24 protein-coding genes and 2 pseudogenes are annotated in these 25,416 nt (G+C 41.9%); 11 read left to right on the forward strand and 15 right to left on the reverse strand.

The window, feature by feature from the left end; translation table 11 throughout:
• Window positions 1-84 precede the first annotated feature (84 nt).
• From ACE3JL_RS19820 to ACE3JL_RS19840, 5 genes are all read right to left on the reverse strand, one after another.
• Window positions 85-669 carry a hypothetical protein gene (locus ACE3JL_RS19820; protein ID WP_271989480.1) on the reverse strand — a complete coding sequence of 195 codons (585 nt, stop codon included), beginning with the start codon at window positions 667-669 and terminating at the stop codon, window positions 85-87.
• Window positions 670-965: 296 nt separating this feature from the next.
• Window positions 966-1,517 carry an anti-sigma factor gene (locus tag ACE3JL_RS19825; protein ID WP_271989478.1) on the reverse strand — a complete coding sequence of 184 codons (552 nt, stop codon included), beginning with the start codon at window positions 1,515-1,517 and terminating at the stop codon, window positions 966-968.
• A gap of 113 nt (window positions 1,518-1,630) precedes the next feature.
• Window positions 1,631-2,287 carry a sigma-70 family RNA polymerase sigma factor gene (locus ACE3JL_RS19830; protein WP_002765828.1) on the reverse strand — a complete coding sequence of 219 codons (657 nt, stop codon included), beginning with the start codon at window positions 2,285-2,287 and terminating at the stop codon, window positions 1,631-1,633.
• A gap of 229 nt (window positions 2,288-2,516) precedes the next feature.
• On the reverse strand, window positions 2,517-3,107 hold the full coding sequence (locus ACE3JL_RS19835) for a PAP/fibrillin family protein (RefSeq protein WP_002788271.1): 591 nt from the start codon (window positions 3,105-3,107) through the stop codon (window positions 2,517-2,519).
• 179 nt (window positions 3,108-3,286) lie between these two features.
• The gene (locus ACE3JL_RS19840) at window positions 3,287-3,850 is read right to left on the reverse strand and encodes a phycobilisome protein (protein ID WP_375328206.1); all 564 of its coding nucleotides are present in this window, start codon (window positions 3,848-3,850) and stop codon (window positions 3,287-3,289) included.
• 149 nt (window positions 3,851-3,999) lie between these two features.
• Between ACE3JL_RS19840 and rseP the strand changes: the two genes are divergently transcribed.
• Together rseP and nth are read left to right on the forward strand one after the other, a co-directional pair.
• The gene (gene rseP / locus ACE3JL_RS19845; RefSeq protein ID WP_002736295.1) at window positions 4,000-5,091 is read left to right on the forward strand and encodes an RIP metalloprotease RseP; all 1,092 of its coding nucleotides are present in this window, start codon (window positions 4,000-4,002) and stop codon (window positions 5,089-5,091) included.
• Entirely contained in the window at window positions 5,091-5,747 is a 657-nt protein-coding gene (gene nth, locus ACE3JL_RS19850; RefSeq protein ID WP_072924402.1) for an endonuclease III, read from the forward strand. The genes rseP and nth overlap by 1 nt, the downstream gene beginning before the upstream one ends.
• 103 nt (window positions 5,748-5,850) lie before the next feature.
• On the opposite strand, the pseudogene tnpA reads toward nth, so the two are convergent.
• Window positions 5,851-6,201 (reverse strand): annotated as a pseudogene (gene tnpA, locus ACE3JL_RS19855) (IS200/IS605 family transposase); the annotation flags it as partial.
• Between the two features lie 226 nt (window positions 6,202-6,427).
• Between tnpA and ACE3JL_RS19860 the strand changes: the two are divergent.
• Together ACE3JL_RS19860 and ACE3JL_RS19865 are read left to right on the forward strand one after the other, a co-directional pair.
• On the forward strand, window positions 6,428-7,741 hold the full coding sequence (locus ACE3JL_RS19860; RefSeq protein WP_375328207.1) for an RNA-guided endonuclease InsQ/TnpB family protein: 1,314 nt from the start codon (window positions 6,428-6,430) through the stop codon (window positions 7,739-7,741).
• Window positions 7,742-7,756: 15 nt separating this feature from the next.
• The gene (locus tag ACE3JL_RS19865; RefSeq protein ID WP_271989471.1) at window positions 7,757-8,365 is read left to right on the forward strand and encodes a rhomboid family intramembrane serine protease; all 609 of its coding nucleotides are present in this window, start codon (window positions 7,757-7,759) and stop codon (window positions 8,363-8,365) included.
• On the opposite strand, the gene ACE3JL_RS19870 is transcribed toward ACE3JL_RS19865, so the two are convergent.
• Window positions 8,362-8,688, reverse strand: a complete 327-nt coding sequence (locus ACE3JL_RS19870) for a hypothetical protein (RefSeq protein ID WP_024969378.1) — start codon at window positions 8,686-8,688, stop codon at window positions 8,362-8,364. The genes ACE3JL_RS19865 and ACE3JL_RS19870 overlap by 4 nt on opposite strands.
• A gap of 157 nt (window positions 8,689-8,845) precedes the next feature.
• Between ACE3JL_RS19870 and ACE3JL_RS19875 the strand changes: the two genes are divergently transcribed.
• Window positions 8,846-9,388 (forward strand): NADPH-dependent FMN reductase, encoded by a 543-nt coding sequence (locus ACE3JL_RS19875; protein WP_271989470.1) that lies wholly within the window; start codon window positions 8,846-8,848, stop codon window positions 9,386-9,388.
• On the opposite strand, the gene folB is transcribed toward ACE3JL_RS19875, so the two are convergent.
• Window positions 9,375-9,731, reverse strand: a complete 357-nt coding sequence (gene folB / locus ACE3JL_RS19880) for a dihydroneopterin aldolase (protein ID WP_375328208.1) — start codon at window positions 9,729-9,731, stop codon at window positions 9,375-9,377. The genes ACE3JL_RS19875 and folB overlap by 14 nt on opposite strands.
• A 166-nt stretch (window positions 9,732-9,897) precedes the next feature.
• Here folB and gloB point away from each other — a divergent pair, with 166 nt between their 5' ends.
• Entirely contained in the window at window positions 9,898-10,671 is a 774-nt protein-coding gene (gene gloB / locus ACE3JL_RS19885; protein WP_271989469.1) for a hydroxyacylglutathione hydrolase, read from the forward strand.
• A 175-nt stretch (window positions 10,672-10,846) separates the two neighbouring features.
• On the opposite strand, the gene adhE is transcribed toward gloB, so the two are convergent.
• The 5 genes from adhE to ACE3JL_RS19910 form a co-directional block, all read right to left on the reverse strand.
• Window positions 10,847-13,513, reverse strand: a complete 2,667-nt coding sequence (adhE, locus tag ACE3JL_RS19890; RefSeq protein WP_375329633.1) for a bifunctional acetaldehyde-CoA/alcohol dehydrogenase — start codon at window positions 13,511-13,513, stop codon at window positions 10,847-10,849.
• Between the two features lie 315 nt (window positions 13,514-13,828).
• Window positions 13,829-17,446: an Eco57I restriction-modification methylase domain-containing protein gene (locus ACE3JL_RS19895; protein WP_375328209.1), complete on the reverse strand. Its 3,618-nt coding sequence runs from the start codon at window positions 17,444-17,446 to the stop codon at window positions 13,829-13,831.
• 53 nt (window positions 17,447-17,499) lie between these two features.
• The gene (locus ACE3JL_RS19900) at window positions 17,500-17,577 is read right to left on the reverse strand and encodes an SWIM zinc finger family protein (RefSeq protein WP_375329634.1); all 78 of its coding nucleotides are present in this window, start codon (window positions 17,575-17,577) and stop codon (window positions 17,500-17,502) included.
• Between the two features lie 321 nt (window positions 17,578-17,898).
• Window positions 17,899-17,976 carry an SWIM zinc finger family protein gene (locus tag ACE3JL_RS19905; RefSeq protein ID WP_375329634.1) on the reverse strand — a complete coding sequence of 26 codons (78 nt, stop codon included), beginning with the start codon at window positions 17,974-17,976 and terminating at the stop codon, window positions 17,899-17,901.
• A gap of 215 nt (window positions 17,977-18,191) precedes the next feature.
• On the reverse strand, window positions 18,192-18,791 hold the full coding sequence (locus ACE3JL_RS19910; protein WP_271992353.1) for a Uma2 family endonuclease: 600 nt from the start codon (window positions 18,789-18,791) through the stop codon (window positions 18,192-18,194).
• Between the two features lie 190 nt (window positions 18,792-18,981).
• On the opposite strand from ACE3JL_RS19910, the gene ACE3JL_RS19915 reads away from it, so the two are divergent.
• The gene (locus ACE3JL_RS19915) at window positions 18,982-20,577 is read left to right on the forward strand and encodes an Hsp70 family protein (protein WP_271992352.1); all 1,596 of its coding nucleotides are present in this window, start codon (window positions 18,982-18,984) and stop codon (window positions 20,575-20,577) included.
• Between the two features lie 412 nt (window positions 20,578-20,989).
• Here ACE3JL_RS19915 and ACE3JL_RS19920 read toward each other — a convergent pair whose 3' ends face one another.
• Both ACE3JL_RS19920 and ACE3JL_RS19925 read right to left on the reverse strand, forming a co-directional pair.
• Window positions 20,990-21,121: a hypothetical protein gene (locus ACE3JL_RS19920; protein ID WP_002731870.1), complete on the reverse strand. Its 132-nt coding sequence runs from the start codon at window positions 21,119-21,121 to the stop codon at window positions 20,990-20,992.
• A gap of 196 nt (window positions 21,122-21,317) precedes the next feature.
• Complete coding sequence (locus ACE3JL_RS19925; protein ID WP_271989234.1) at window positions 21,318-22,571, reverse strand: competence/damage-inducible protein A; 1,254 nt, start codon at window positions 22,569-22,571, stop codon at window positions 21,318-21,320.
• Window positions 22,572-22,901: 330 nt separating this feature from the next.
• Between ACE3JL_RS19925 and ACE3JL_RS19930 the strand changes: the two genes are divergently transcribed.
• From ACE3JL_RS19930 to ACE3JL_RS19945, 4 genes and pseudogenes are all read left to right on the forward strand, one after another.
• A complete protein-coding gene (locus tag ACE3JL_RS19930; RefSeq protein WP_375328210.1) occupies window positions 22,902-24,458 on the forward strand; it encodes an AAA-like domain-containing protein in 1,557 nt (518 codons plus the stop codon).
• 180 nt (window positions 24,459-24,638) lie between these two features.
• Window positions 24,639-24,842 (forward strand): annotated as a pseudogene (locus tag ACE3JL_RS19935) (SpoVT/AbrB domain-containing protein); the annotation flags it as partial.
• Window positions 24,835-25,083 (forward strand): hypothetical protein, encoded by a 249-nt coding sequence (locus ACE3JL_RS19940; protein ID WP_228008479.1) that lies wholly within the window; start codon window positions 24,835-24,837, stop codon window positions 25,081-25,083. The pseudogene ACE3JL_RS19935 and the gene ACE3JL_RS19940, both read left to right, overlap by 8 nt.
• Window positions 25,084-25,153: 70 nt before the next feature.
• Complete coding sequence (locus ACE3JL_RS19945) at window positions 25,154-25,375, forward strand: winged helix-turn-helix transcriptional regulator (RefSeq protein ID WP_253256913.1); 222 nt, start codon at window positions 25,154-25,156, stop codon at window positions 25,373-25,375.
• Window positions 25,376-25,416 lie beyond the last annotated feature (41 nt).

Genomic DNA, 25,416 nt, shown 5'->3' on the forward strand with positions numbered 1-25,416 from the left:
CCTGAATGAATTGTATCAAACTTTGACATGAGACGAATTTGAGGAAGCAATCGTCCACCTCAGATCCCACATTATACGGCTTGGTTAGTTGCTCGAAACATTTCGCACCTCTTCGACTAATTTATGCACCTCTACTCCTGAAAAGTGCCTTTGTCCACAACCATTCCACAAGTTCTCAAATTGCTCTCTAAAATGTTTATACCAGTGAGGATCTTGATCGGGTCGCAACTCAAAAGTAGGGGCAAACGAATCAGAGTGGTGTGGGTACATTTCAACGATTATTCGTCCATACGGCTCATCAGGGTCGATCACCACTATGCCAAAGGCTGGTTTGTATGGAAGTAACCCTAATTCGATTTTGTCAGAAGCATTGGCTAGCATCCCAACTCTCTCAAGGGTAGGACGCAGCGTATCAATATAGAATTGACGGCTGCTAACCCCCTTACTACGTAACACTGCTTGATCTGGGGCTGTACTTGCTGGATCCATCAAAATTATTCGTACTTTAGCTCCAACCCTCAAACGCTCTTCTAGACTGACTGAATAGTCACGAAGAGTTCGACTCAGCACTACCCCTCCAAAGCCAATGTACTTTGCTTGTGATATGTCAGGTTCAATAGAACGCTTAACGTTCCAGAAAAAATCGTCTGCGCTTTGAGCTTTTGTCAATTTTTTAGAAAGTTCTTCAAGACTTTCCCTTGTACTGAGACTGGTAGAAACAACTAAAGCTAAGACGGCAAGTGTGATATTTGTCAGTACATCAGGTGAAGCAAGATTGAATATGTCTAGAGCAAGGATGACGAAGGATAAAAAGTAACGTGATGTAATATTCGAGATTGCGCCCCAACGATATATCTCGAAAAGCTTTTTTGATGAACCTAATCACAAACGTTACACTCCTCAAGTCCTCACTCTAATAGACGAAATTTAAGCACTGTCCTAACCGATAGATAAATCTGCCTAACTTACCTTTGGCCATTCTCTTTTGGCTCTTCCGTTGTGGGAATCTCGATAATCGGATGGTTAAGAGCAATCATCAAATGGTCTCCCTCTTGGCTAATACTGCTCGGACTGCTCGCCATTTGGGAGAGGGGATCATTGCGTACCGAGACGAAGTAGGAGCCAACAGCGATCGCCATAGCCGTTAAAATTGCGCCACCATAAACATAATATTGCCGACGACGCTGACCATCGACTTTTCTGAACACCTGTTCTGCCAATCGGTCGCCGGCCATAGTAGCCGGTACGGGAATTTGCCTGAAATTAGTTTGTAATCCCAAGAGCTGCCGATAGAGTTTTTTAGCAGCAGCATCATGGTCTAACCAATGCTGAACTAGCTTTCTTTCCTCTACCGTTACTTCGTTATCAATATAGGCGCTAATTAAATCGAAACGATGAGCTTCCTCGTTATTTTCATCTAAAAACAAAATATCCTCGGTTGCGGAGTTGCAATCGCTGTCATCGTGACGCAACAAAGACTTGATCCATTGAACGTCTTCGGGTTGATAATTATTCATGGTTGACCTCGACCAGAAGCGATCGGTATGCAATCACTTTTCACCAGCACGGAGCTAGTTAACTTTAACGACTCCTCACTTCGGCCGTTAGTGCCGAATCACCACAATTTTCTTTAGCCTTCGGTAAAATAGGGCTGTAAAACGGATTGTAATTTAGCGCGAGCGCGAGCAATGCGAGATTTAACAGTTCCTAAAGAAACTCCCGTCATCTCGGCAATTTCTTCGTAGGCCATGCCTTCAATTTCTCGCAGAATAATAGTTGTCCGAAAAGCTTCTGGTAAACCAGCGATCGCCGCCTGCAATTGATCGTAGAATTCGTGGGTGGTGAGATGTTCATCGGGACTGGGGTAATCGGACTCGATATCCCAATCGATTTCGCCATCTTCCACGCGCCGGGGAGCATCGAGAGAAATGGGGTGATTAACCCGCTTGCGTTTCCGCAATTCGTCGTAAAAAAGATTAGTAGCAATGCGACTTAACCAACCGCGAAACTTGAGGGGTTCATGGAGACGGTTAATATTGCGATAGACGCGAATCCAGACCTCTTGAGCCAAATCAGCGCGATCTTGCCAATCGGGAGCCAAATGATAGAGTAATTTATCAATATGAGCCTGATAGCGCCGCAGCAGTTCCGCAAAAGCTGCTCGATCTGGCTGACACCCTTCCTGACAGCGTGCAATTAGATCGTAGTTGGAGAGTTTGTCAGGGGACACGGGGTTTTGAGACTGTTTGGACTCAAGTGACCAAGATGCTGGAATCGATTGACTCATGGGATTTCCTCAAGGGTATAAGCTCCTCACTCAGAGGTTGAGGACGGGACAAGTCAGTAAAGGTTCCCGAAAATAAATAATTTTTTTCCCATATTTCGATTCTAACCGATCGAGGCATTCATCTGGGGGAGCAAGGGAGCAGCAAGTGGGGAGGTGGGGTAGTAGGGTAGTGGGGAGAATACATAAAAGCTGTCTCGGAGTCTCGGAGTCTCCTGAATAGCTCTGTAAGTTAGGTTTTTTCCCTAGCGAGAATAAAGACGCTGCCTTCGCTGCCGCGACCGATGCGGAGATCTTCATCGAGATAGGTGATATCGAGCCAACCGGTTTGTGGGCGATTATTGAAGGAAAAATCGAGGGGAGGAAATTTTTGGCCACTCTCGATCGCATCGATAAATTCTTGGGCAGAATGATAATTGAGAAGACGTTGCAGACCGAGGATCGAGCGCTCAAATTTGACCATTATCCGACGCTCGGATGTGGGTTCAAAGGTAGCGGAGACGATTACTACCCCTTCTAGCCAAGGCACGCCGATAATTTCAGCAATATTGTAGAGTTTAGCCTTGTTCAGGTCGAGATATTGATAAATTTGCCCTAATTGAAAAAAAGGTAGGCGATCTATTCCCAGAATGTTGCGGCTGCTGGTAAATAATAAGCGCCAATTACCCCCTAATAGTTGTTTAACTTCGAGGGGATGGGGATGGGGATTGTGATCCTCCAATTGTTCGATCGCCGCTAAAATCCGCACGCGGTCGCTTTCCGTGGCCAGGAGTCCGCGATTTCTACCAGCGATCAATTCCAGTAATTTCGCTTTGGCATCCATAGAATCTCCCTTATTTTATAAATTACCTCGACCTGCGAGGCACTCGATCGAGGTTTTTGGTGGCCCTAAGAGGCCCACCCACGCCGATGATTTCAGGGGTTCAACGGGGTTTTAACCTCGGTGAGCGGCATTTTTAACTGTTGACTTAATTATTTTAACACAGATTAAATGCCGCAGTTTTAAAACTTTTTCATAACCGTAATTAAGTGATCGAAATAGGGAACAATTGCGGTTTTTTCTGAGTCTCTAAAATACGCTAAACTGTATGCTTTTAAAGCTTCTAACCCCGAAATCATCGCCCCTAATGGTACTTGTAATTCTTGGTAAAGAAGACGCATATTTTCCAATCCCTCGGCGCTGGTGTAGGGAATCTGCTGTCCGGCGACACCGTAGGTAATACAACGTAAAAAGTTCCAGAAATCACGCCAACAAGCTTCGGCGCGGTGGGGTGGATAAAGATCGCCCCCGGGTTGAAGAATGGTAGGAAATTGGCTGAAGACAGTCTGACGGGCGTTATCGACGATAAAATTAGCATTATCCCGCAGTTTTCGAGCTTGTTGACTAGAAACAAGTAAATCAGGCTCTAAATTGACGATAGTATCTAAATCCCTATCGTCGAGATAGCGAGTTTGATTATCCGCTTGTTGCCAAATAGCGATCGCTGCTTGCTGATAGGGCCAATCAGCGAAACTGATGATTCTCGCTTTTGGGATTAATTGCTGGGCGCGCTCACTCAAAGGCATCGATCGCTCTCCGTCGGGTCAAATTAGGCGGTTAAGATCTCTTTTACCATAAATGATCGAAAAATTAGCGATAACTAGAGATTTTTTGCAATCTGCCCGGGAGGATCGCTTACAATGAACAAAGGCTAAATCATTATAATTTGATCATCATGTCAGTTTTAATAGCGATCGGTGTACTTGCCCTATTAATTGTCGTTCACGAATTAGGTCATTTTGCCGCTGCTCGTTGGCAATCTATCCATGTTAGTCGCTTTTCCATCGGTTTTGGTCCAGCTTTAGCTAAATATCAAGGTAAAGAAACAGAATACGCCCTCCGCGCCATTCCTTTAGGGGGTTACGTTGGTTTTCCCGATGACGATCCCGATAGTCAAATTCCCAATAACGATCCTGATTTATTACGCAATCGTCCTGTTTTCGATCGAGCTATCGTCATTAGTGCCGGGGTAATTGCTAATTTAATTTTTGCCTATTTTTTGCTTGTTACCCAAGTCGCTACGGTGGGTTTTCCCCAAATTAACTATCAAGAAGGGGTAATTATTCCAGAGGTTTTCACCTCGGAAAATTCCGTCGCTAAACAAGCGGGAATACAAGCAGGGGATATTGTCCTCGCTATCAATGATCAGCCCCTTGGTGCTTCTCAGAATGCCATTATTGACTTCCGTGACATTATTCAATCTTCCCCCGATCAACCCCTAAAATTAACCATCAAACGCCCCACAGAAACTCTCGATTTAATCGTTACTCCGGAATTGGGAAGTGATGGTCAGGGTAAAATTGGGGTGAGATTGGCTCCTAACGGTGAAGAAACTCGCCTGAAAGCCGATAGTTTTGGTCAAGCTTTTAGCTTGGGTGCGGGTGAATTTCAACGATTAACCCTATTAACCGTGCAAGGTTTTGGGCAGTTAGTTAGTAACTTTAAAGACAGTGTTCAACAGGTAGCAGGACCGGTTAAAATTGTCGAATATGGAGCAGCAATCGCTCGTAATGATGCGGGTAATCTTTTTCAATTTGCCGCCCTAATTAGTATTAACTTAGCGGTGATTAATATTCTGCCTTTACCTGCTCTTGATGGTGGTCAGTTGGTATTTTTATTAATCGAGGCTTTGGTAGGTAAACCTCTCCCAACTAAACTGCAAGATAACATCATGCAAACAGGTCTAGTTTTACTCTTAGGATTAGGAGTTTTCTTAATCGTGCGCGACACGGCTAACCTAGCAGTTTTTCAGGATTTATTCCAGTGATGGCCCCGCGAAAAAAAACTAAGCTTCAACTGCGCGCCCTAGAGATTTTAAGCAACTTAAAGCGATTATATCCAGAGGCAACCTGTAGCTTAAATTATCAAACTCCCGTGCAGTTATTGGTGGCAGTTATTCTCTCGGCACAATGCACTGATGAGCGTGTAAATAAGGTAACTCCTGCTTTATTCGCCCGTTTTCCCGATGCTAAATCCTTAGCTTTTGCCGAGCGAGAGGAGTTAGAAACCCTGATTCGTTCCACGGGATTCTATCGCAATAAAGCTAAAAATATTCAGGGTGCTTGTCAAAAAATCCTCAAGGATTTTCAGGGGGAAGTACCCAAGACAATGGCGGAATTATTAACTTTACCCGGGGTAGCTAGAAAAACCGCTAATGTGGTACTTGCTCACGCTTACGCGATTATTGAGGGGGTGACAGTAGATACCCACGTTAAGCGCTTAAGTAATCGTTTGGGTTTAACTACTAATAACGATCCGGTGAAAATTGAACGGGATTTAATGGCTTTACTACCTCAACCAGATTGGGAAACTTTTTCTATTAGTATTATTTACCACGGCCGGGCAGTTTGTAAAGCAAGAAATCCCGCTTGTTTTTCCTGTCAATTAGCCTCTCTTTGTCCCGCAGCAAACAGTAAACAGTAAACAGTAAACAGTAAACTCACACCTGATAACTGGTAACTGAATCACTGATAACTGATCTGGTGGCTATCTCAATGGAGCGAGATGAATCGCCACCAGAATAAAACTAACGCGGTAGGGTTTCCACTTTTGGGGAGTTTTTTTGGTTCTCGACGTATTTTTTTAGTTGTTCGACGGTAACGCCGCCACAACTAGCCACGAAATAAGCTCCCGTCCAAAAATAGGGTTTATTGTCGAAATACTTTGCCGCCAAATCTGGAAATTCCTTTCTAATTAAGCGACTACTAACTGTTTTAAGGTTAGCGATTAGTTTGGATAAAGCGATGTCAGGCTTGTCATCGATAATCCGGTGAACGTGATCCGATTCACCGTTGAAATCAAGCAATGCGCTTTCCCATTTTGTGAGCGTTGATACAAAGATTTCTTTCAGTCGGGCTAAGATTTCATCGTTAATAAGTAGTCATGCAAAATTAATTACCTGCCCGATCGAGCTAAAACCCTTACGGGGCAATGATCGTCATGTGTAAATAATTTTGCCTAGGTACTTAGCAATGGTCGGTATTTGATGACGAATACAACGTGGGCGGTAAGTCTATAAACAGAACGAAATCCATGATTGTAATCAGTTGACATATTAGGCAGTAAGTGTTATAATCTAGCTATACATCACGAAACTAACGACAGTGATAACGCTTACCTACCAGTACAAACTAAAGGTAAACAGGCAACAGGAACGGGAGATCGTCCACATTCTTGATGTTTGTAAGAGCGTTTATAATTACGCGCTCTCGGAACGGAAAGATTGGTTAAACTCTCGAAAGTGTCTTGCGGATCGTTGTTCGTTAGTTTCCGAGTACATAATTCCTGCGGATGAACCCTATCCTAATTACTTCGTTCAAGCCAAAAATCTAACGGAAGCTAAAAAAGTTTACCCGATATTAAAGACGGTTAACGCTCAAGTCTTACAGCAAGTCTTAAAAACTTTAGATAAAGCGTTTGACCAGATGAAATCGAAAGGCTTCGGCTTTCCTAGATTCAAGAAAAAGATGCGAAGTTTTGTTTTCCCCGCGCTGTCAAAAAACTTTCTAGGGGATGGATGTTTGAATTTTCCACAATTGGGAAAAATTCGGATTAGGAAATCCAGAAAGTACCCGTCTGGGTTCGAGCCTAAACAAGCTCGAATTATCCAAAAAGCGTCGGGATTTTACGTTTCGGTTTCCTTCCAATCTACGGAATTAGTTCCCGATATGACATTTGGGAAAACCTGTTTAGGAATCGACTCTACGGAATTAGTTCCCGATATGACATTTGGGAAAACCTGTTTAGGAATCGACGCGGGGATTGAGAGTTTTGTCGCTACTTCACGAGGAGATTTAATCAAAGCCCCTCGATTTTTGTTGAAAGTACAGAGTAAGCTTAAATTGCTACAAAGACGCTTGAAACGGAAAACTAAAGGCTCTAGCAATTGGTTAAAACTTCAGGAGAAGATAGCAAGATTACACGAAAAAGTGTCTAATACTCGTAGAGATTGGCACTTTAAACTAGCTCATTACCTTTGTGATCTTGCTGATAATATCTTTGTCGAAGATATTAACTTCGTTTCCTGGTCTAGAGGGATCGTTAGAAAACAATCTCTGGATTCAGGCATCGGTAGTTTTATTAATGAGATACTACCGTTTGTTATTTGGAAACGGGGAAAATATTATCTTAAGGTTGATAAAAACGGAACTTCGCAAGAGTGTCCTAATTGTGGCGCGATTACCGGCAAAAAAGCGTTATCAGAAAGAGTTCACCGGTGTGATTCTTGCGGCCACATTGAACCGAGAGACACGGCATCAGCAAAGGTAATCGAGAACCGGGGAAAAAACGCGGTCGGACTGACCGTGTTAGAAAACGCTCGCGGAGGCGATTTGACGGGGATCGACCGGTTAAACCAAGTCGATCTAGTTAAAAGCCTAAGAACCGAGAATCCCCCGCTACACCGCGCGAGCGGTTAGCGGGGGAGAGTCAAAATGGGAAAAAATAACTCATCCATCAATCTTATGAGTCAAGGATCACGGCAAGAAATAAAAACCCAAGCAATAATCCTCGCTACCTTTGTGGCGATTTTTTGGCTGTTAGAGATTTTAGATCAATTTGTTTTTCGGGGCAGTTTAGACTATTTCGGGATTATTCCCCATCAAGTCATCGGATTGCGGGGTATTCTCTTCGCACCTTTCCTACACGGGGACTTTCCCCATCTTATTGCTAATACGGTTCCTTTTCTGATTCTCGGTTGGTTGGTGATGTTACAGGAAACCAGTGACTTTTTTATTGTGACTGGGTTAACTATGCTGGTGGGAGGGTTAGGAGTCTGGTTATTTGCTAGTCCCGGATCCATCCATATCGGGGCAAGTATCTTGATTTTTGGCTATTTAGGTTTTTTGTTACTGCGAGGCTATTTCCAGAGAAATATTCCTTCTATACTCTTGTCAATTCTAGTTTTTTTACTCTACGGTGGTACAATTTGGGGCGTTTTGCCTTCCCGTCCGGGGATTTCTTGGCAAGGACATTTATTTGGCTTTCTAGGCGGGGTTTTAGCCGCCAAATTAATCGCCACCGAAAAGAAACATTATTCCTAAATGGGGGAACCTTCTATCTCGCTACACACTTCGTAAAAATCGGTGACAGGCGGTTTCACAAACAGAGGAGCCATGGATTTCAGCAATAATTCATGGGCTTCGCTTTTATTGGCCTCCATATCATCGATTTTATCCCAGATGATTACGGCAATTCCTTCGTCAGTTCCGGGTTTTTGCAGCAGAAAAGCCCCCTGGAATCCCGTAGAATAGGTGGAAACGGCCTTTTCGTAGAGTTTTTGGGCCTCGGAAAAACACCCCGGTTTAAATTCACCAATAGCCACATAGGCATATTTATGTTTGAGAAAATCGAGAAATTCTGGCATGGCAATCAGGGGAAATGGAATAAATCTTTCTATTCTCATTAAAACTTAGATCGATCGCTCTCTCCGCCCCATCGACATATTTTTTTAACTAAGCTTGCCCCAATTGTCTCTTTTTTTGTTAGCTTATATGTAGTCGTTATGAGTTCGCATAAATTCTATGATCAAAGTCGTTGGTATTAATGGCAGTTTACGCCCCGGATCCTATAGTACGATGGCGTTAGAAGTTGCTATCAGTCGAGTAGGGGCGTTAGGAGTAGAAACGGAGATAATTGACCTGAGAAAACTCTCTTTACCCTTCTGTAACGGGGGAGATGACTATTCTGACTATCCCGATGTGGCCAAAATGCAGCAAACGGTTAAATCGGCAGCGGGATTAATTTTGGCGACACCGGAATATCATGGCAGTGTCAGTGGTGTGATGAAGAATGCCCTAGATTTAATGAGTTTTGAGGAGTTATCGGGAAAGGTTGCGGGGTTAATCAGTGTTTTAGGCGGCCAATCCAATAGTAACGCCCTCAATGATTTAAGAATTATTCTCCGTTGGGTTCATGCTTGGGTAATTCCCGAACAAATTAGCTTAGGACAAGCGTGGAAAGTCTTCAACGAAGAAGGAAAAATCCTTGATGAGAAGCTTTCCCAACGTTTTGACGCTTTTGCGCGAAGTTTAGTCGATAATACCCGTAAACTCAACGGGATCTAGTAATATCGATGGTGATTTTACCAGTGAAATGGGGAATTGGGGCGGCGGGTTTCGATAATTGTACTCTTACCTGTCGCACTCGATCGAGTTTTAGGATATCCTCAGCGATAACTGTGGCCAATTTTTCCACTAGGGCAAATTTGCTGGTTTCAATCTGGTGTTTGACAATTTTGATCGCCTGTCGATAATCTAGGGTATCTTTAATTGCGTCACTTTTGCCAGCAATGCTGATATCAACTTCTAGGGATAAATCCACCTCAAACCATTGACCTAAAACCTGTTCTTCGGCTAGATATCCTGTGTAACCGTAGGCACGAATTCCTGTAACGTGAATAGTATCCATAGATAGGGTTTGCTGAAGTGGAACGAACCACAAAGATACAAAGGACACAAAGATTGGTCGATCATATTGTAAGTCAAACTTATCATACAGAACCTAGAAGAGCCGGCAATTTAAATGCGCGAGCAGCTTATATGATCGAGTTAAACCTGAGCATCAAGATTCTACCATGGAGATCGAACGTCTTAACGCCCTTTCTGATAATTATATTTTCCTCCTCTACGATCGAGCGCAAAAAATTGCAGCCGTGGTGGATCCAGCGGAACCTGAACCCGTTTTCAGGCGATTAGAGGCTTTACAGGTGGATTTAGTCGCTATTTTTAATACCCATCACCACGGCGACCATGTGGGGGCTAATCAGGCTTTAATTAATCGTTATCCCCATCTTTGCGTTTATGGGGGAAAGGAGGATCGCGGTCGCATTCCGGGGCAGCAAATGTTTTTAGAGGAGGGGGACCGGGTGGAATTTGCCGGTCGCTGGGCCGAGGTTTTCTTTGTCCCTGGCCACACTCGCGCTCATATTGCCTATTATTTTCCCCCGGCTAACCCCGGAGATTACGGCGAGTTATTCTGTGGTGATACCCTGTTTTCTGGGGGTTGTGGTCGTTTATTTGAGGGAACACCGGGCCAAATGGTGGCTTCTTTAACTAAATTGCGATCGCTACCTGACCAGACTAGGGTTTGGTGCGCTCATGAATATACGTTAAATAATTTAAAGTTTGCCTTGACAGTTGACCCTAATAATGCTGCTCTGCAGCAGCGTTATCGGGAAGTGGAGAAAAATCGCACTGAAGATCTTCCCACGATTCCGGCAATTTTGGGGACGGAAAAGCTGACTAATCCTTTTTTGCGCTGGGATAGTCCCGCTTTGGCCATGACCATGGATAGCAATGAACCAGTACAAGTGTTTGCACGACTGCGGGGGAAAAAAGATAATTTTTAAGTGGTAGCTAAGTAGGTAGGTGTTAAAAACTGTCAAAACCCCCCTTATTAAGGGGGGTAGGGGGGATCTTCCCCTTATTAAGGGGGGTAGGGGGGATCTTCCCCTGATTAAGGGGAGTGGGGGGGATCTTCCCCTGATTAAGGGGAGTGGGGGGGATCCAAGGCAAAATCTGTCTCTACAAGCTCAAGGGTTGCGGATCTAACTTCAAATCGGCAAGACTGACCTCACCGTGACCATTTACCGCCACCTCTAGGGGCAAATTGCCGTGATAAGCTTGAATTAACAGGTTTTTTAAGTCCTCAATCAGGGGATAACGGGGATTGGCTCCGGTACACTGATCATCGAAAGCTTGTTCAGCTAAATGGTCTAATTTGGCCATAAATTCGGCTTCAGTTTCGGGAATTACCTCTTTAATACTGGCCGGAATACCGATTTCCCGTTTTAAACATTCGATCGCTAATACCAATCTTTCCACACTTTCGGTCTCGCTTTCTCCCCCCAATCCCAGAGAATGGGCGATCCTGGCATAGCGCCATTTTACGTTAGGATATTTGTACTGAGAGAAAGTCGCCTGTTTAAAGGGGGCATCGGTGGCATTATAGAGGATGACGTGGGAAATCATCAAGGCATTGGCTAGACCGTGGGGAATATGGAAAATTGCCCCTAATTGGTGGGCCATGGAGTGACAGATGCCTAAAAAGCCATTAGCGAAGGCCATTCCTGCCATTGTCGCCGCATAATGGACTTTTTCCCGCGCTTTCGGGTCTTTAGCTCCGTTATGATAGGAACTGGGCAAGTATTTAAACAGCAGTCGGATGGCATCTTGACCAAGAGCATTAGTATATTCTGAGGCTAAAACCGAGACGTAGGACTCAAGAGCGTGAGTTAAAGCGTCAATTCCACCGTAGGCTGTCAATTTTTTCGGCATATTCAGCACTAATTCCGGATCGACAATGGCCATGCTGGGAGTTAGAGCATAATCTGCCAAAGGATACTTAATATTATTACGGCGATCGGTCACGACGGCGAAGGGAGTCACTTCTGATCCTGTTCCCGAAGTGGTGGGAATACAAACCATCAGAGCTTTTTCGCCTAAAGGGGGCAATTCATAGACTCGTTTGCGGATATCCATAAAACGCATGGCCAAGCTCTCGAATTCTATCTCTGGATGCTCGTAGAGTAGCCACATGATTTTAGCGGCATCCATGGGGGAACCACCACCGATAGCGATAATGACATCGGGATTGAAGGTATTAATAACATTTAACCCCCGTTCGACGGTTTCTAGGGAAGGATCGGGTTCCACATCATAAAAGATATTAACCGTGATGCCGATTTCTTCTAAAATTTCCTGTAAAGGTGCGGTAACTCCTAGGTCGAAAAGAGGTTTATCGGTGACAATAAAAGCCCGTTTTTTGCCGGCTAATTCCCGAATAGCAACGGGTAATGACCCGTATTTAAAATATACTTTTGGTGGTACTCGGAACCAAAGCATATTTTCCCGGCGCTCGGCTACGGTTTTAATATTTAATAGGTGGGTAGGTTCGACGTTTTCGCTGATGGAATTACCGCCCCAAGTGCCACAACCGAGGGTTAAACTAGGATCGAGACGGAAGTTATAGATATCACCAATCGCACCCTGGGAGGAAGGGGTATTAATTAATACCCGGGCCGTTTGTACGTTGTCTTCAAAGCGCTTAATATTTTCCCGATTGGAGGGTGCGGTATAAAGCACGGCCGTATGACCTCGACCGGCAAATAAGACCAGTTTTTCGGCTTTTTTTACCCCATCTCCAAAGTCTTTCGCTCGGTACATGGCTAAAATTGGCGAGAGTTTTTCGTAGGAAAATGGTTCCTCTAAGCCAATATTTTCCACTTCTGCGATTAGTAAGCGGGTATCTTCGGGAACAGAAATTCCGGCCATGGTGGCTAATTTTTCTACCGGTTGTCCGACAATATCGGGGTTGATATGACCATCTTTTAGGAGAATCCCGACGACTTTTTCCCTTTCTTCAGGGGAAAGAAGATAGGCCCCGCGATCAATAAATTCCTGTCGAACTTCTTCATAGATGCTATCGACAACGATTACCGATTGTTCGGAGGCGCAAATCATGCCGTTATCGAAGGTTTTACTGAGAATAATCGAGGAAACAGCCATTTTTATGTGCGCGGTTTCGTCCACTAAAGCGGGGGTATTGCCGGCACCTACTCCTAGGGAAGGTCTTCCGGATGAATAGGCCGCTTTTACCATACCGGGACCGCCGGTAGCAAGGATTAAATTAATGCTGGGATGTTGCATTAATGCTTGGGAAAGTTCCACCGATGGCTGATCTATCCAACCAATAATACCGGCCGGTGCGCCCGCTTTGACGGCCGCTTCTAAGACTATTTTGGCCGCTGCGATGGTGCAGTCTTTGGCTCGCGGATGGGGGGAAAAAATGATGCCGTTGCGGGTTTTCAGGGCAATTAGGGCTTTAAAAATGGCTGTAGAGGTGGGATTTGTGGTGGGTACGATCCCCGCTAAAATGCCCACGGGTTCGGCGATTTTTTGCAATCCAAAGGATTTATCTTCTTCGATAATGCCGCAGGTTTTGCTGTGTTTATATTTGTTGTAGATGATTTCTGAGGCAAAATGGTTTTTAATCACTTTATCCTCTATTACTCCCATCCCTGTCTCTTGGACTGCCATTTTAGCTAGGGGAATGCGCGCGTTGTTGGCTGCTAATGCGGCTTTTTTGAAGATAAGATCTACTTGTTCTTGGTTATAGTTGGCAAATTGTTGTTGAGCTTTTTTTACCTGTTGTATCAGTTCTTCTAGCTCTTGTCTATTGGTAACTATCATAACAATTTTGTCGAAAAAATTAGGCATTTTATTCTATTATAGCGTTTTTCGCCAAGGTACTCGCTCAATCTTGGGATTTTCTTTATAGTTTCCTAAGCATTGGTATTATAGGATACTAATAATCCTAGGTAATAGGTATGGGGAAGTGAGCAGAAGGTTTTTAAAGTTCGATTGGGAGTTCATCATACTATTCAAAACAGAATTTATCATGAGAACGATTGTATCCCCCTAAATCCCCTTTAAAAAGGGGGATTTAGGGGGATACAATTTTTGTCAGTCCTTTGGATGCTTTTGGGTGCGTTACTACATTTATATTTATTTTATTTCCCCCTCTATTATCCTGATTTCTTCCTCGCTTAATCCATACAATTCATACACTATTTTGTCAATCTCTTTTTCTAACTCGCTAGTGTCGGCAGAATTATCTTCTGATTTCTTGGCTAAAATTTGGTTAACAAGAGTTTCAATTGTTTCTTGTGTTTTACTGTCTGCAAGTTTTATAGGTAGCTTTTCTACCGATGAAATTCTTACTTGTGGAAAAATATCACCACCTTGAGAATTTGTTTTTTGATAATAGAACTTGAACAAGGTGGAATTGAAAAGTCCTAAAACATATTTTGTTTTAAATCTTTTGTCTGTGATATGGCAACTATGTATCGTTTGTTCATAGTAAATACCTTTTTCTGCGTATGTGGCGATGAGTTCTTTCCCAACTTTGCGGTAAATAATTTTATCTCTCTCAAATATTTTTTTATCTCTCATCCAAAGACCAGATCTTTTACCCGCTTGTCTTTTAACTTCTTGTTTCATCATCTCTTCGGGTTTATAATTAACCCAAACATCAGTTGTGCCTAAATAAAATCTTGAAAGGTTTTTACCGAAATAAAGTTTGTGACTGTCTTTGTCTATTTTTTTATCAATAAACAAAATGTCTTTGATTGTACCTGCAACAATTCCGTCTTTCACTTCTGCAATTTCTTTTAATTTCAGTGTATCTGCCTCAATTTTAGCAATGAGGTTATCAAATTTGGTATTTATTTCTAAACGAAAAATTATCTCCTTATCGTTCAAGATACTTGATACTTCAGTTTCTGAAAGCTGTTGCAATTCTTGCCTTGTGATTTTAAATGCTTTGTATTGTGCTTTTGTAGTGGGATAATTTTCTACAATTACACTATTTACTTGTGCATCTTCAAATACTTTTTCGTCAATTTTTACAACCGTAACTCCGTGATTATCGCAAACAATTTTACGAGCAGTAACAAATTGTTTGTTGTTTAAAAACTTTCCTGGAATAATGTAAGTGAAAACACCTGTCGGCTGTTTTATTTGCATTGCTTTCTCAATGAATAGAGAATACAAGTCAAATCTTCCAGTAGCCGTTTGATAAATGGTTTCGTAAAATCTTCTATGGTCCCAAGTTATATCTTCAATACTTATATAAGGAGGATTGCCAATTACCACATCAAAACCGATAAAATTCCCCTTATCATCTAGAACTTCGGGGAACTCGAAGCGCCATTCAAAAGCATTATGATAAATCTTACCGCTTTCAATCTCCTCTAGTTGCGGACGTAACTTATCAATCTCATTCCTTAACTGACTAATCTTCCTTTCCCGCGCTTTCTTTTCCTTGGGTGACTCCTCAAATAACAAAATTTGATTCTCTAGACTATATAAATCCGTTTCCAAACCCCGCAAGCGCTTTTTCAGAGGATTATCTCCCTGTAAAGTCTGACGAAAACTACTCTTAATCTCACTTATCAATCTCTCCATCTCGCGCTTTTGCGATTTATCCTCTGCGTTGCGATAGACTCTCACCGCATCCTTATAACTCTCGATACTTAAACGACTTTTGCGGGAAAAGACTTGTAAATCATTGGATAACCCAAAGCGACTAATCAGAGAATTGCCAACCTTGATATTAATATCGATATTCGGTAACGTCTCTAACTCGTTATCTGCTTTGTAGTAAGCATTCTTGAGTAACTCAATCCATAAACGCAGCCGACAGATTTTCACCGAGTTGGGATTGATATCAACTCCAAAGAGACACCCCTCAATCAGACGCTGTTTTTCCTGAAATAAAGTCTCCTGTACTCGCTGACTTTCTCGGTTGCGGGGATTATATTCAAACAGATTACCGTCATCATCGGTGACGATTAACTCATCGTTCACCACCTCAACCCGATAATCCCTGAGAGTTTTTCCCTCTTTATCCACTAAAATCTGTAACTCACTCTTAATCGCGATTATCTCGTTCAAAGCAGAAACAAGAAAATGTCCCGAACCCACCGCAGGATCACAAATTTTGAGACTATTGATAATAGCATTGGCTGCCGTTTTATCTTTGATGCGGTTATATACATCCTCGATTGTCTGACAATTCCATCCCTGACTCTGGTTAAATTTCTCTATCACTGCGCGTCGAATCGTTTCCCGACACATATACATAGTGATGAAACCGGGGGTGAAAAAGGAACCATCCTTATATCCGTTGATTTTCTCGAAGATTAATCCCAACACTGACGCATTGATAAGAGTCTTGTTGTCTTCCTGTATCGCTTCCCCACCTTCGCTGCTAAAATCGTAGGCATTGAGAAACTCGAATAGGTATGCTAAAGCGTTGATTTCTCCTGTTCGCTTTTTCCCCTGACTATCCTTTAAGACTGTTCCTGCAAAAATCTCTATATTCTCCGAACGCAGGTTACTGATGACTATGGTTGATTGTTCTAAGTCTGTCGGTTCAAATAGGGAACTGTTGAGATAGGGAACCTGAGTATGGGTATTCTGGATGTCTTTGCTTCTTTCTGTCTGTTTTTTGGCTAAGACGCTGAAAAATAACCGATTTAAGTCGTCATAGTTGGCAATTTTGCCTAAATTGAGAAACCCTAGGGATTTATCCCCCCGATGATACCTAATTATCTGCGCTTCTAATAGTTTGAGGAAGAGGATTCTATTTATCCAGGTTATCCCCAACTCTAAACCGATATTAAATAGTCTCTCCTCCTCCGTCTCCCCAAATTCTTCGGGATTGGGTAAACGAGAGATTTTATCTAAACTCTCTACTTGACTGATAGCGTTCTCTAGCAGCGAACCGGGTTGACGCGCTGCCGGTTGCAGACGTTGGATGAGTTTTTTTCCTCCCTCTTTTATCTCTGTCAATCCGATGATATGCAGCAGTTCACTATAAAAGTTTTTGTCGAGACTGTTACTATCGTTCGCAAAGGGGAGTTTTAACAGGTGTTCGGGAGAAAAGATTTTATAGAGACTGATGAGGTTATGTTCGTCCTCCCGGATGGTTTGGGTGTATTCCCGCAAGTCAAAATGGGTGTATGTCAGGGAATCGAGTATGGAGTTCAGGAAGGGTTCTCCTATCTGTTTGTAGAAGAAGTCGGTGGTTTTTCCTGTTAGTCTCCCCGTCTCAAAGTCATTAAACTGTCTGATAAGTTCCTGATTTTGTGCGAATAGTCTCTCGAAGACATTCCCATCGAAGATAAACCACTCATATATATTGGTAGCAATCAGGTGTTTTATCTCTAGGTTTTTCTCGGTTATTCTTTCCCGTAGGAAGTAGAGGAGTAATTCCTGTAATGCTTTACAGTTGAGTTTGTCTCTGCGCAGCATCTCGCTTTTATTGCTGGGTTTCTTGACTTCCAGTATCACCCCCACGGAATCCCGCGACTCTTTCCCATTATGGATGACTAAATCATTCCTTCCCTTGGTGTTGATGAAATGTTGGGGACTGTAGTAGCTGTGTTTGAGAAAGTCTGCAAGCAGGTTTTTATGGAACTCCTCCGATTCTGTCTCGTTTATACTCCCCAAAAGTTGTTCTAGGTGGGTTTGAAACTTCTCCACCTGACTACGACTCGGTTTGACTCTCAGGAATGCTTTGTTTAATGCTTGTCGGGGAGAGAAATTTTCTGTCTTCATACCTTATATCCTCTTCCTACTCAACCCGATTTTTGAGTCTATTTTTTTCTCTCTTATCTCTGCTCAAAAACCCTATATATATGAGCGCACGGATTCCCATTATATAAAAAGTCTAAAGCAAGTCTCGTCATTTGTCAAGGGTTTTGGGAAAAAAAATTAGGCTCTTTTAGGTTCTGTGTGATAAGTTTAACTTATATAGGAGCGATCGATCTTTGTGTCCTTTGTGTCTTTGTGGTTCCTTCCACTCCCTCGCTAGGACGAATGTATCTTAGAATACATTTTATCCACCAAACCCAAGAGAGCCAAAATCAGTCCGATTTGATATCACCGTAACAACAATTCAGATCGTCAGAAATGCTTTGTTTAATGCTTGTCGGGGAGAGAAATTTTCCGTCTTCATACCTTTATCCTCTTCCTACTCAACCCGATTTTTGAGTCTATTTTTTTCTCTCTTATCTCTGCTCAAAAACCCTATATATATGAGCGCACGGATTCCCATTATATAAAAAGTCTAAAGCAAGTCTCGTCATTTGTCAAGGGTTTTGGGAAAAAAAATTAGGCTCTTTTAGGTTCTGTGTGATAAGTCTAACTTCCATAATGATCGATCTTTGTGTCCTTTGTGTCTTTGTGGTTCCTTCCACGAATACATTTTACCCACCAAACCCAATAGAGTACTAGCTGCTTGATAACAATCTATCCAGATTTCAGAAATCAATCTTCTCAGACTTAGACTCTGTTTAAAAGATCAGAGCTTTAAATTTAAGCTAAAACTGGGTAGAACGTCTTCACCCGATAAATCACTGGGATTGTCTAAAATTTCCACTTCCTTTCCTTGACGATAAATTTCAACTTGGCGATTCTGGGGATCGATTAACCAACCTAACCTTGCGCCATTTTCCTTATATTCGAGCAGTTTTTTCTGTAATTTGTCAAGACTATCGGATTCAGACCGCAATTCCACCACAAAATCGGGACAGAGGGGAATAAATCCCTTTTTCTGCTTAGGGGTTAAAGATTCCCAGCGTTCTCGACTCACCCAAGATAGATCAGGAGAACGAATCGCCCCATTTGGTAGTATAAATCCGGTGGAAGAGTCAAACCCGACTCCTAAAGCTTCGTTTTCTTCGCACCAGCGACCCAGTTGAGTCGTTAAGCTAAAATTACGCTGTCCTGATTCACCACCTGTCGGGGGATTCACGATTAATTCTCCTTGGACTGTACGTTCTAATTTTAAGTCACGGTTGACCGCAGCAAGGGCTTCAAACTGTTCAAGGGTGATAGAGAGAGCGATCGCCGTAGGAATTTCTAAGGAGAGGGTTTCGGGTGAGGTGGTAACTGCTAACATAGTCCTTTGATCAGGTGGAACTTACATATACTATTAAAGATTATTTGTCAAGTTTCTGCACAGAATTCTTGAGCTTGCGCTGAACAAATTCCCGATTTTTTGGGGAAACTTCCACCTCGATCGGGCGGTTTCACTAAATAAAAGGTTACAATAGCCAATAATTAACTAAATTACCTAAAAACTATCGATCGTGTTCTACGCTATTGATTTCGGAACCAGTAATACCGTCATTACTCGCTGGAATGGGGCGACAAATAGGGCCGAAACCGTGAAATTACCGGAGTTATGCCAACAAATAGCCGACAATCCGCCCCTAATTCCCAGTTTACTCTATATTAAATCAGCCAATCCTCTGCAAGTAATTGCTGGTCAAGCAGTGCGCGATCAGGGTTTAGATATCGATCGAGATCCGCGTTTTTTTCGTCGCTTTAAACGAGGGATCGGGGCAAAAATTCAAGGATTTTTACCGGAATTAGAGGAAACTGTCCTCAGTTTCGAGAGGGTTGGCCAATGGTTTCTTGATAGTATCATCGACAACTTAAAAAACACCACCCTGGAAACCCCCCAATCTCTAGTTTTAACCGTCCCCGTCGATAGTTTTGAAAGTTACCGCAATTGGTTAAGCAATGTTTGTCAGGGGTGGGAAATCGAACAAATTCGACTAATTGATGAACCCACGGCCGCCGCTTTGGGTTATGGAACCACGGGTGATCAAGTGATTTTAGTGGTAGATTTTGGCGGTGGCACTCTCGATCTTTCTTTGGTACAATTAGATTTAGATAATCCTCAAAAAAATCAAGGTTTTATTCTCAAGTGGGGAGAAAAACTTTTAGGCAATAATTCCGCTCAAAAAACTAAACTAGCGAGGGTTTTAGCTAAAGCAGGTACAAATTTAGGGGGGTCAGATATTGATGATTGGATTGTCGATTATTTTGCCCAAAAGCAATCTTTAGCGAAAACTTCCCTGACTACTCGTCTAGCAGAAAGATTAAAAATTAAACTTTCTTCCCAATTGACCGCCGAGGAGGTATATTTTGATGAGGAAAATTTCGAGAGTTACGAGTTAAGTTTAGATCGAGAACAATTGACCGATATTCTCCAACAACAAAACTTTTTTAATCAATTAGATGATTTAATGACGGGAGTTTTGCAACAGGGAAGACGCAATGGAATTGAAGTTAGCGACATCGATGGGGTGTTATTAGTTGGGGGAACTGTACAAATTCCGGCGGTAAAAGATTGGGTGCGACAGTATTTTGATAGTAGTAAAATTAAAGAGGATCGACCCTTTGAAGCGATCGCTTTGGGAGCGTTACAATTAGCCCAAGGTTATCAAGTCAAAGATTTTCTCTATCATAGCTACGGGATTCGTTACTGGAATCGTCGCAAAAATGCCCACGCTTGGCATCCAATTATTAATTCTGGACAACCCTATCCTATGGAAAAACCCGTGGAATTAGTCCTAGGTGCTTCTGTGGACAATCAACCTAGCATTGAGTTAATTATCGGTGAATTAGGCACAGAAAGTGGGGCAATGGAGGTCTATTTTGATGGTGATAAATTAATCACTCGTTCCCTGGGTAATGGAGAAACTAGCGTCCAACCCTTAAATGATCGCGAGGGGGCCAGGTCGATCGCTCAACTCGCTCCTTTAGGTTTCCAGGGTAAAGATCGCATTAAAGTGCAGTTCTGGATTGATGATCAGTGTTTTCTGCGGATTAATGTGGAAGATTTACTCAGTCAAGAATTGTTACTAGATAACCAAATCGTCACCAAATTAAGCTAGGGTTTGCGGCAAAAAGTTGCTAGTGGGGGCAGGGTGTGGGGTGTGGGGTGTGGGGTGTGGGGTTTTACCGATTTTGAGGTAGTCAGTTACCTAATTTTCAGGGAAAAAGTCCCAGAATTTTACCCCCGATCACTCCAATGGTCAGCACTTTTTGAAGGAAAAAAAGTCTAAAAGCCTTATCTAACAAGGTTTTTAGATTTATTCAGCAAACCTTACCCAATTTTCAGGGAAAAATTACCTGAATTTTACCCCCGCTTACTCCCATATCTGGTACTTTTTGATTTCCAAAAAGTCTAAATTTTAGATTTATTCAGCCTGCTCTAAGTTAGACTCGGCTTCACCTAAAAATCAAGTGCAGACTCATGGTAAGTTTGCACTGATATTGTCGCAATATTCTGTTTTACTGGTGGCTTTATCGACTGTGATCGCGCACGGGGATCGGGATTAGTTCGGGTTCGGGTTCGGGTTCCGGACCAAAAACACTCTCGACCAGTTTGCGCGCCCATTCTCTCAATTTTTCTATCACTTCATCTAAATAGTCCATTGACCAAATGGCTCCTTTGAGATACTAGCTATGAGTTTTCGTCGATTGATCCCCGCAACAGCTTGATCCTAGAGAATTTTAGCTAATTTTCATCGTTTGGCTGTTCAATTTGATGAGCGGGGGAATCTATATCTTGTACTTATGTTAAGCTTAACATAACTTTTTAGTCTGAGTATATATTCTTGGCAATTCTTTTTTAAGATATTGTTAATAAATTCCGGCGTAGGCGATCGAGGGCGGTGTAGGCACTAATCTGGCGAATAGTCGAGCGAGATCGATTTTCTCCGAAACGATGCTCAGATACGGTCACTTTTCCGTCAGGACCGACTAAACCGATATAAACTAGGCCTACGGGTTTTGTCTCGCTGCCTCCTCCCGGTCCGGCAATACCCGTGATACTGATCCCCCAATCGGTAGCGAGGCGTTTTTGCACCCCTAGGGCCATCTGTTGGGCAACAATGGCACTGACAGCCCCGACATTATTTAAATCCTCCTCATTTACGTCTAAGAGGGCAACTTTTACCCGATTATCGTAGGAAATAACCCCACCCCAAAAATAATCAGAACTGCCGGCGATTTGGGTGATAATTTCCCCTAATCCCCCTCCAGTACAGGATTCCGCCACACTCAAAGTTTGTTTTTGTCGCCGCAAAAGTTCCCCCACCACTGCGGGTAAAGTATCATCATCAGAGCCAAAATAATCTAATCCAGCGATTTCCTTAATTTCCGTCGCTACTGGTTCAATTACCTGCAAAGCAGCTTGTAAAGAAGGGGCTTTCGTCGCAATTCGTAAACGAACTTCGCCTAAACCAGCATAGGGAGCAACGGTGGGGTTAGTCAGATCAAATAAATGGGCTACTTTTTCCGCTAAAGCTGACTCACCAATACCGCGAAATTTGAGAGAACGACTATAAATCCTCTCTTTGCCCCATCCTTGACTTTTTAGGTAGGGAATCGCCGTTTCTACCCACATTCTCTTCATTTCTGAGGGTACTCCGGGGAAAGTAAGAATAGTCACGTTAGTCTGTGGTTGCCAGATCATGCCGGGGGCGGTTCCCGTCGGATTTGGCAAAAAATCAGCCCCCACGGGTATTAAAGCCTGTTTACTGTTACTAGGAGGCATTTCTCGCCCTAAACTCGTAAATTTAGTCTCGATTTCCGCTAATATATCCTGATCTTCCCTGAGGGGCGTTTGAAAAAAATCGGCGATTGTTTCTGTGGTTAAATCGTCGGGAGTTGGTCCCAGTCCACCGGTAAAAATTAAAATTGAAGAACGTTCTTGGGCAATTGCGATCGCTTTTTTCAGTCTTTCCACATTATCCCCCACCACCGTTTGATAATAATGGGGAATACCTAATTTTGCCAATTCTAGGGCTAAATATTGGGCGTTAGTATTAACTATATCCCCTAATAATAATTCCGTTCCTACACAAATAATTTCAGCAGCCATAATTTTTGACAATTAGCTTAAATTTTCAATTTTGATAATTAACTGATCTCCTGTCACCACAGTGCGATCGGGTTTCGAGTGCGCTCCAGTATTATACCAGTAAGCTATCAAGAATCAAAGTCTTGTATATTAAATGCCACTTTTAATAACCAGATTTAGTATCACTACCTATTAGCAAACGTAAAATCAGCCTAGCATTCCTCTATATAACAATAATTGATCATAATCAAGCATAACAAAGTATGGCCGAGCATCACCTCCTCCTTGCTGTCATCACAAACCCCACCAAAATCATCTAAAATTAAAATGTCCACTAAATAATAAAATTCTATGACTCGCTGGTTTAATATTGCAGGTCCCTGTAAAGACGATATCCACTATATGCTCTCTCCCACAGTGCGATTACCAGATTTAGAGGAGCTAATTCAACAGCATAGTTACTTTGTCCTACACGCACCACGACAAACTGGGAAAACCACCGCTATGTTATCCCTAGCAAAACAACTTACCGATACTGGAAACTATGCCGCAGTCATGGTATCAGTGGAAGTAGGAAGTGCATTTAATCATGATCCTAGTGCCGCAGAATTGGCAATTTTAGGGGCATGGTATAATACAATAAATATTCGTTTACCTAAAGAATTGCAACCACCTGTAAAAGAATGGCAACAGGAAGAAGCAGGAAGCAGAATTAAGGCTTTTTTATCAGATTGGTCAAAATCGATAAATCGTCCCATAGTATTATTTATAGATGAAATTGATTCTTTACAAGACCAAACATTAATATCAGTTTTACGACAGTTAAGAGATGGTTTTCCTAACCGTCCTGAAAATTTTCCCTCATCAGTAGGATTAATTGGTTTACGAGATGTGAGAGATTATAAAGTAGCATCGGGAGGTAGTGATAGATTAAATACATCTAGTCCTTTTAATATCAAAGTTGCTTCTCTGACTATGCGAAATTTTAATCTTGCAGAAGTGGGAGAATTATATCAACAGCATACAGCAGCAACTGGACAAATTTTCACACCAGAAGCAATAGAAACAGCTTATGATTTAACTCAAGGACAACCTTGGTTAGTTAATGCTTTAGCTAAAGAAATTGTAGAAAAAATGGTAAAAGATAGAAATATCGCTATTACCATAGAACACATTTTAACAGCTAAAGAAATATTAATAGCTCGTCAAGATACTCATTTAGATAGTTTAGCGGAAAGGTTAAGAGAACCAAGAATAAAGGCAATTATTGAACCAATGTTAGCAGGTTTAGAATTAGGGAATATTCCCAATGATGATATTCAATTTGTCAGAGATTTAGGATTATGTAAAATGCACCCTTATGGAGGATTAACTATTGCTAATCCCATTTATCGAGAAGTGTTACCCAGGGTGTTAACAGTCACACCAATGGCATCTTTACCCATGATTGCACCCACTTGGTTAACCCCAGAGGGTGAATTAAATCTAGATGCCTTATTAACAGCATTTCTCAAGTTTTGGCGACAACAGGTCGAACCATTATTAGGTAGTACAAGCTATCATGAAATCGCACCCCATATTGTATTAATGGCTTTTTTACATCGTGTGGTTAATGGTGGGGGAGTTTTAGAAAGGGAATATGCCATTGGTAGTGATAGAATGGATTTATGTTTGCAGTATAAAGATGTAATTTTAGGGATTGAATTAAAAGTATGGCGGGATAAAAAACGCGATCCGCAAGCTGATGGAATTGAACAATTAGAATCTTATTTGGGACGTTTGGGGTTAGATTTTGGTTGGTTGTTTATATTTGATAGACGGAAAAATGCTTTACCAATGGAAGAAAGATTATCAACTGAAGTTGTGGTGACAGAAAATCAATATAGAATTACTGTAATTAGAGCTTGAGTATTTCCAAAACTCACTGTTTGTGTTACATTTCATTAACGCACCCTACAGGATTAACTTTTAGAATTTTGCTAAACTAGAAATAGGTAGAAAACAAGAAAATATAAAGTTATGACAGTTGTTAATTTATCACTTTCTCAACAATACATACTTGATATTGAACCATAAGGACGTTTAACTTTACCGCAAGAAATCCAACAAATTCTTAATTTAGAATCTGGAGATAGATTAATTTTAACTCTGGAAGATAATGGAACACTGCAATTAGTTAGTCTCAAAAACCAAGTTAAAAAATTAAGAGGTTTATTAAAAGATAAATCACCTGATAGAAATTTAGTAGATGAACTTATTCAAGAACGCAGACAGGAGTATTTAAGTGAATAAATCTGTGTTAGGTGCTTCTGCATTTTTAGCTTATCTTAGAGATGAACCAGGAGCAGAAGTTGTAGAAAATGCCTTGATTAATGGGTGTTATATCAGTATTATTAATTGGGTAGAGGTATTATCAAAAATTGTTGACTTAGGAGAATCCCCAGAGGAAATTATTGGCTCGTCGATTTATGCCACCCTGTTGAGAGACTGTAAGATTTTTGCCAGAGTTCCAGAAGAGCGATATGACTCTTAAACTATATTATTGTCCTTGAGTAAAAAATGCAAGTTTTAGCCGTGCAAAGCGTATCTACCTTCTAGCTCGCTTGTCCCCCTCTCAGCTGATTCACCGAAAAGTTTATCCAGAAATTCCTGCTAAAGTTGCCTATTCTTTAACCGCTTTCGGAGAACCCCTAAAACCGATTATTCTGCAAATGCACCAATTAGGAATTGTTCCGACATTCCGCACATCTTCATATACCTTTATATATTTTTACATTCCCCAAGATGTTTTGACGAAAAACCTTTATTGTAGAAACTACTATTGAAAACATTTTCAATAATTGATTTTTTCTGAGAAAACAAATTA

Origin of the sequence: Microcystis sp. BLCC-F210 (assembly GCF_042134685.1) — a bacterium.
Lineage (GTDB): Bacteria > Cyanobacteriota > Cyanobacteriia > Cyanobacteriales > Microcystaceae > Microcystis > Microcystis aeruginosa_D.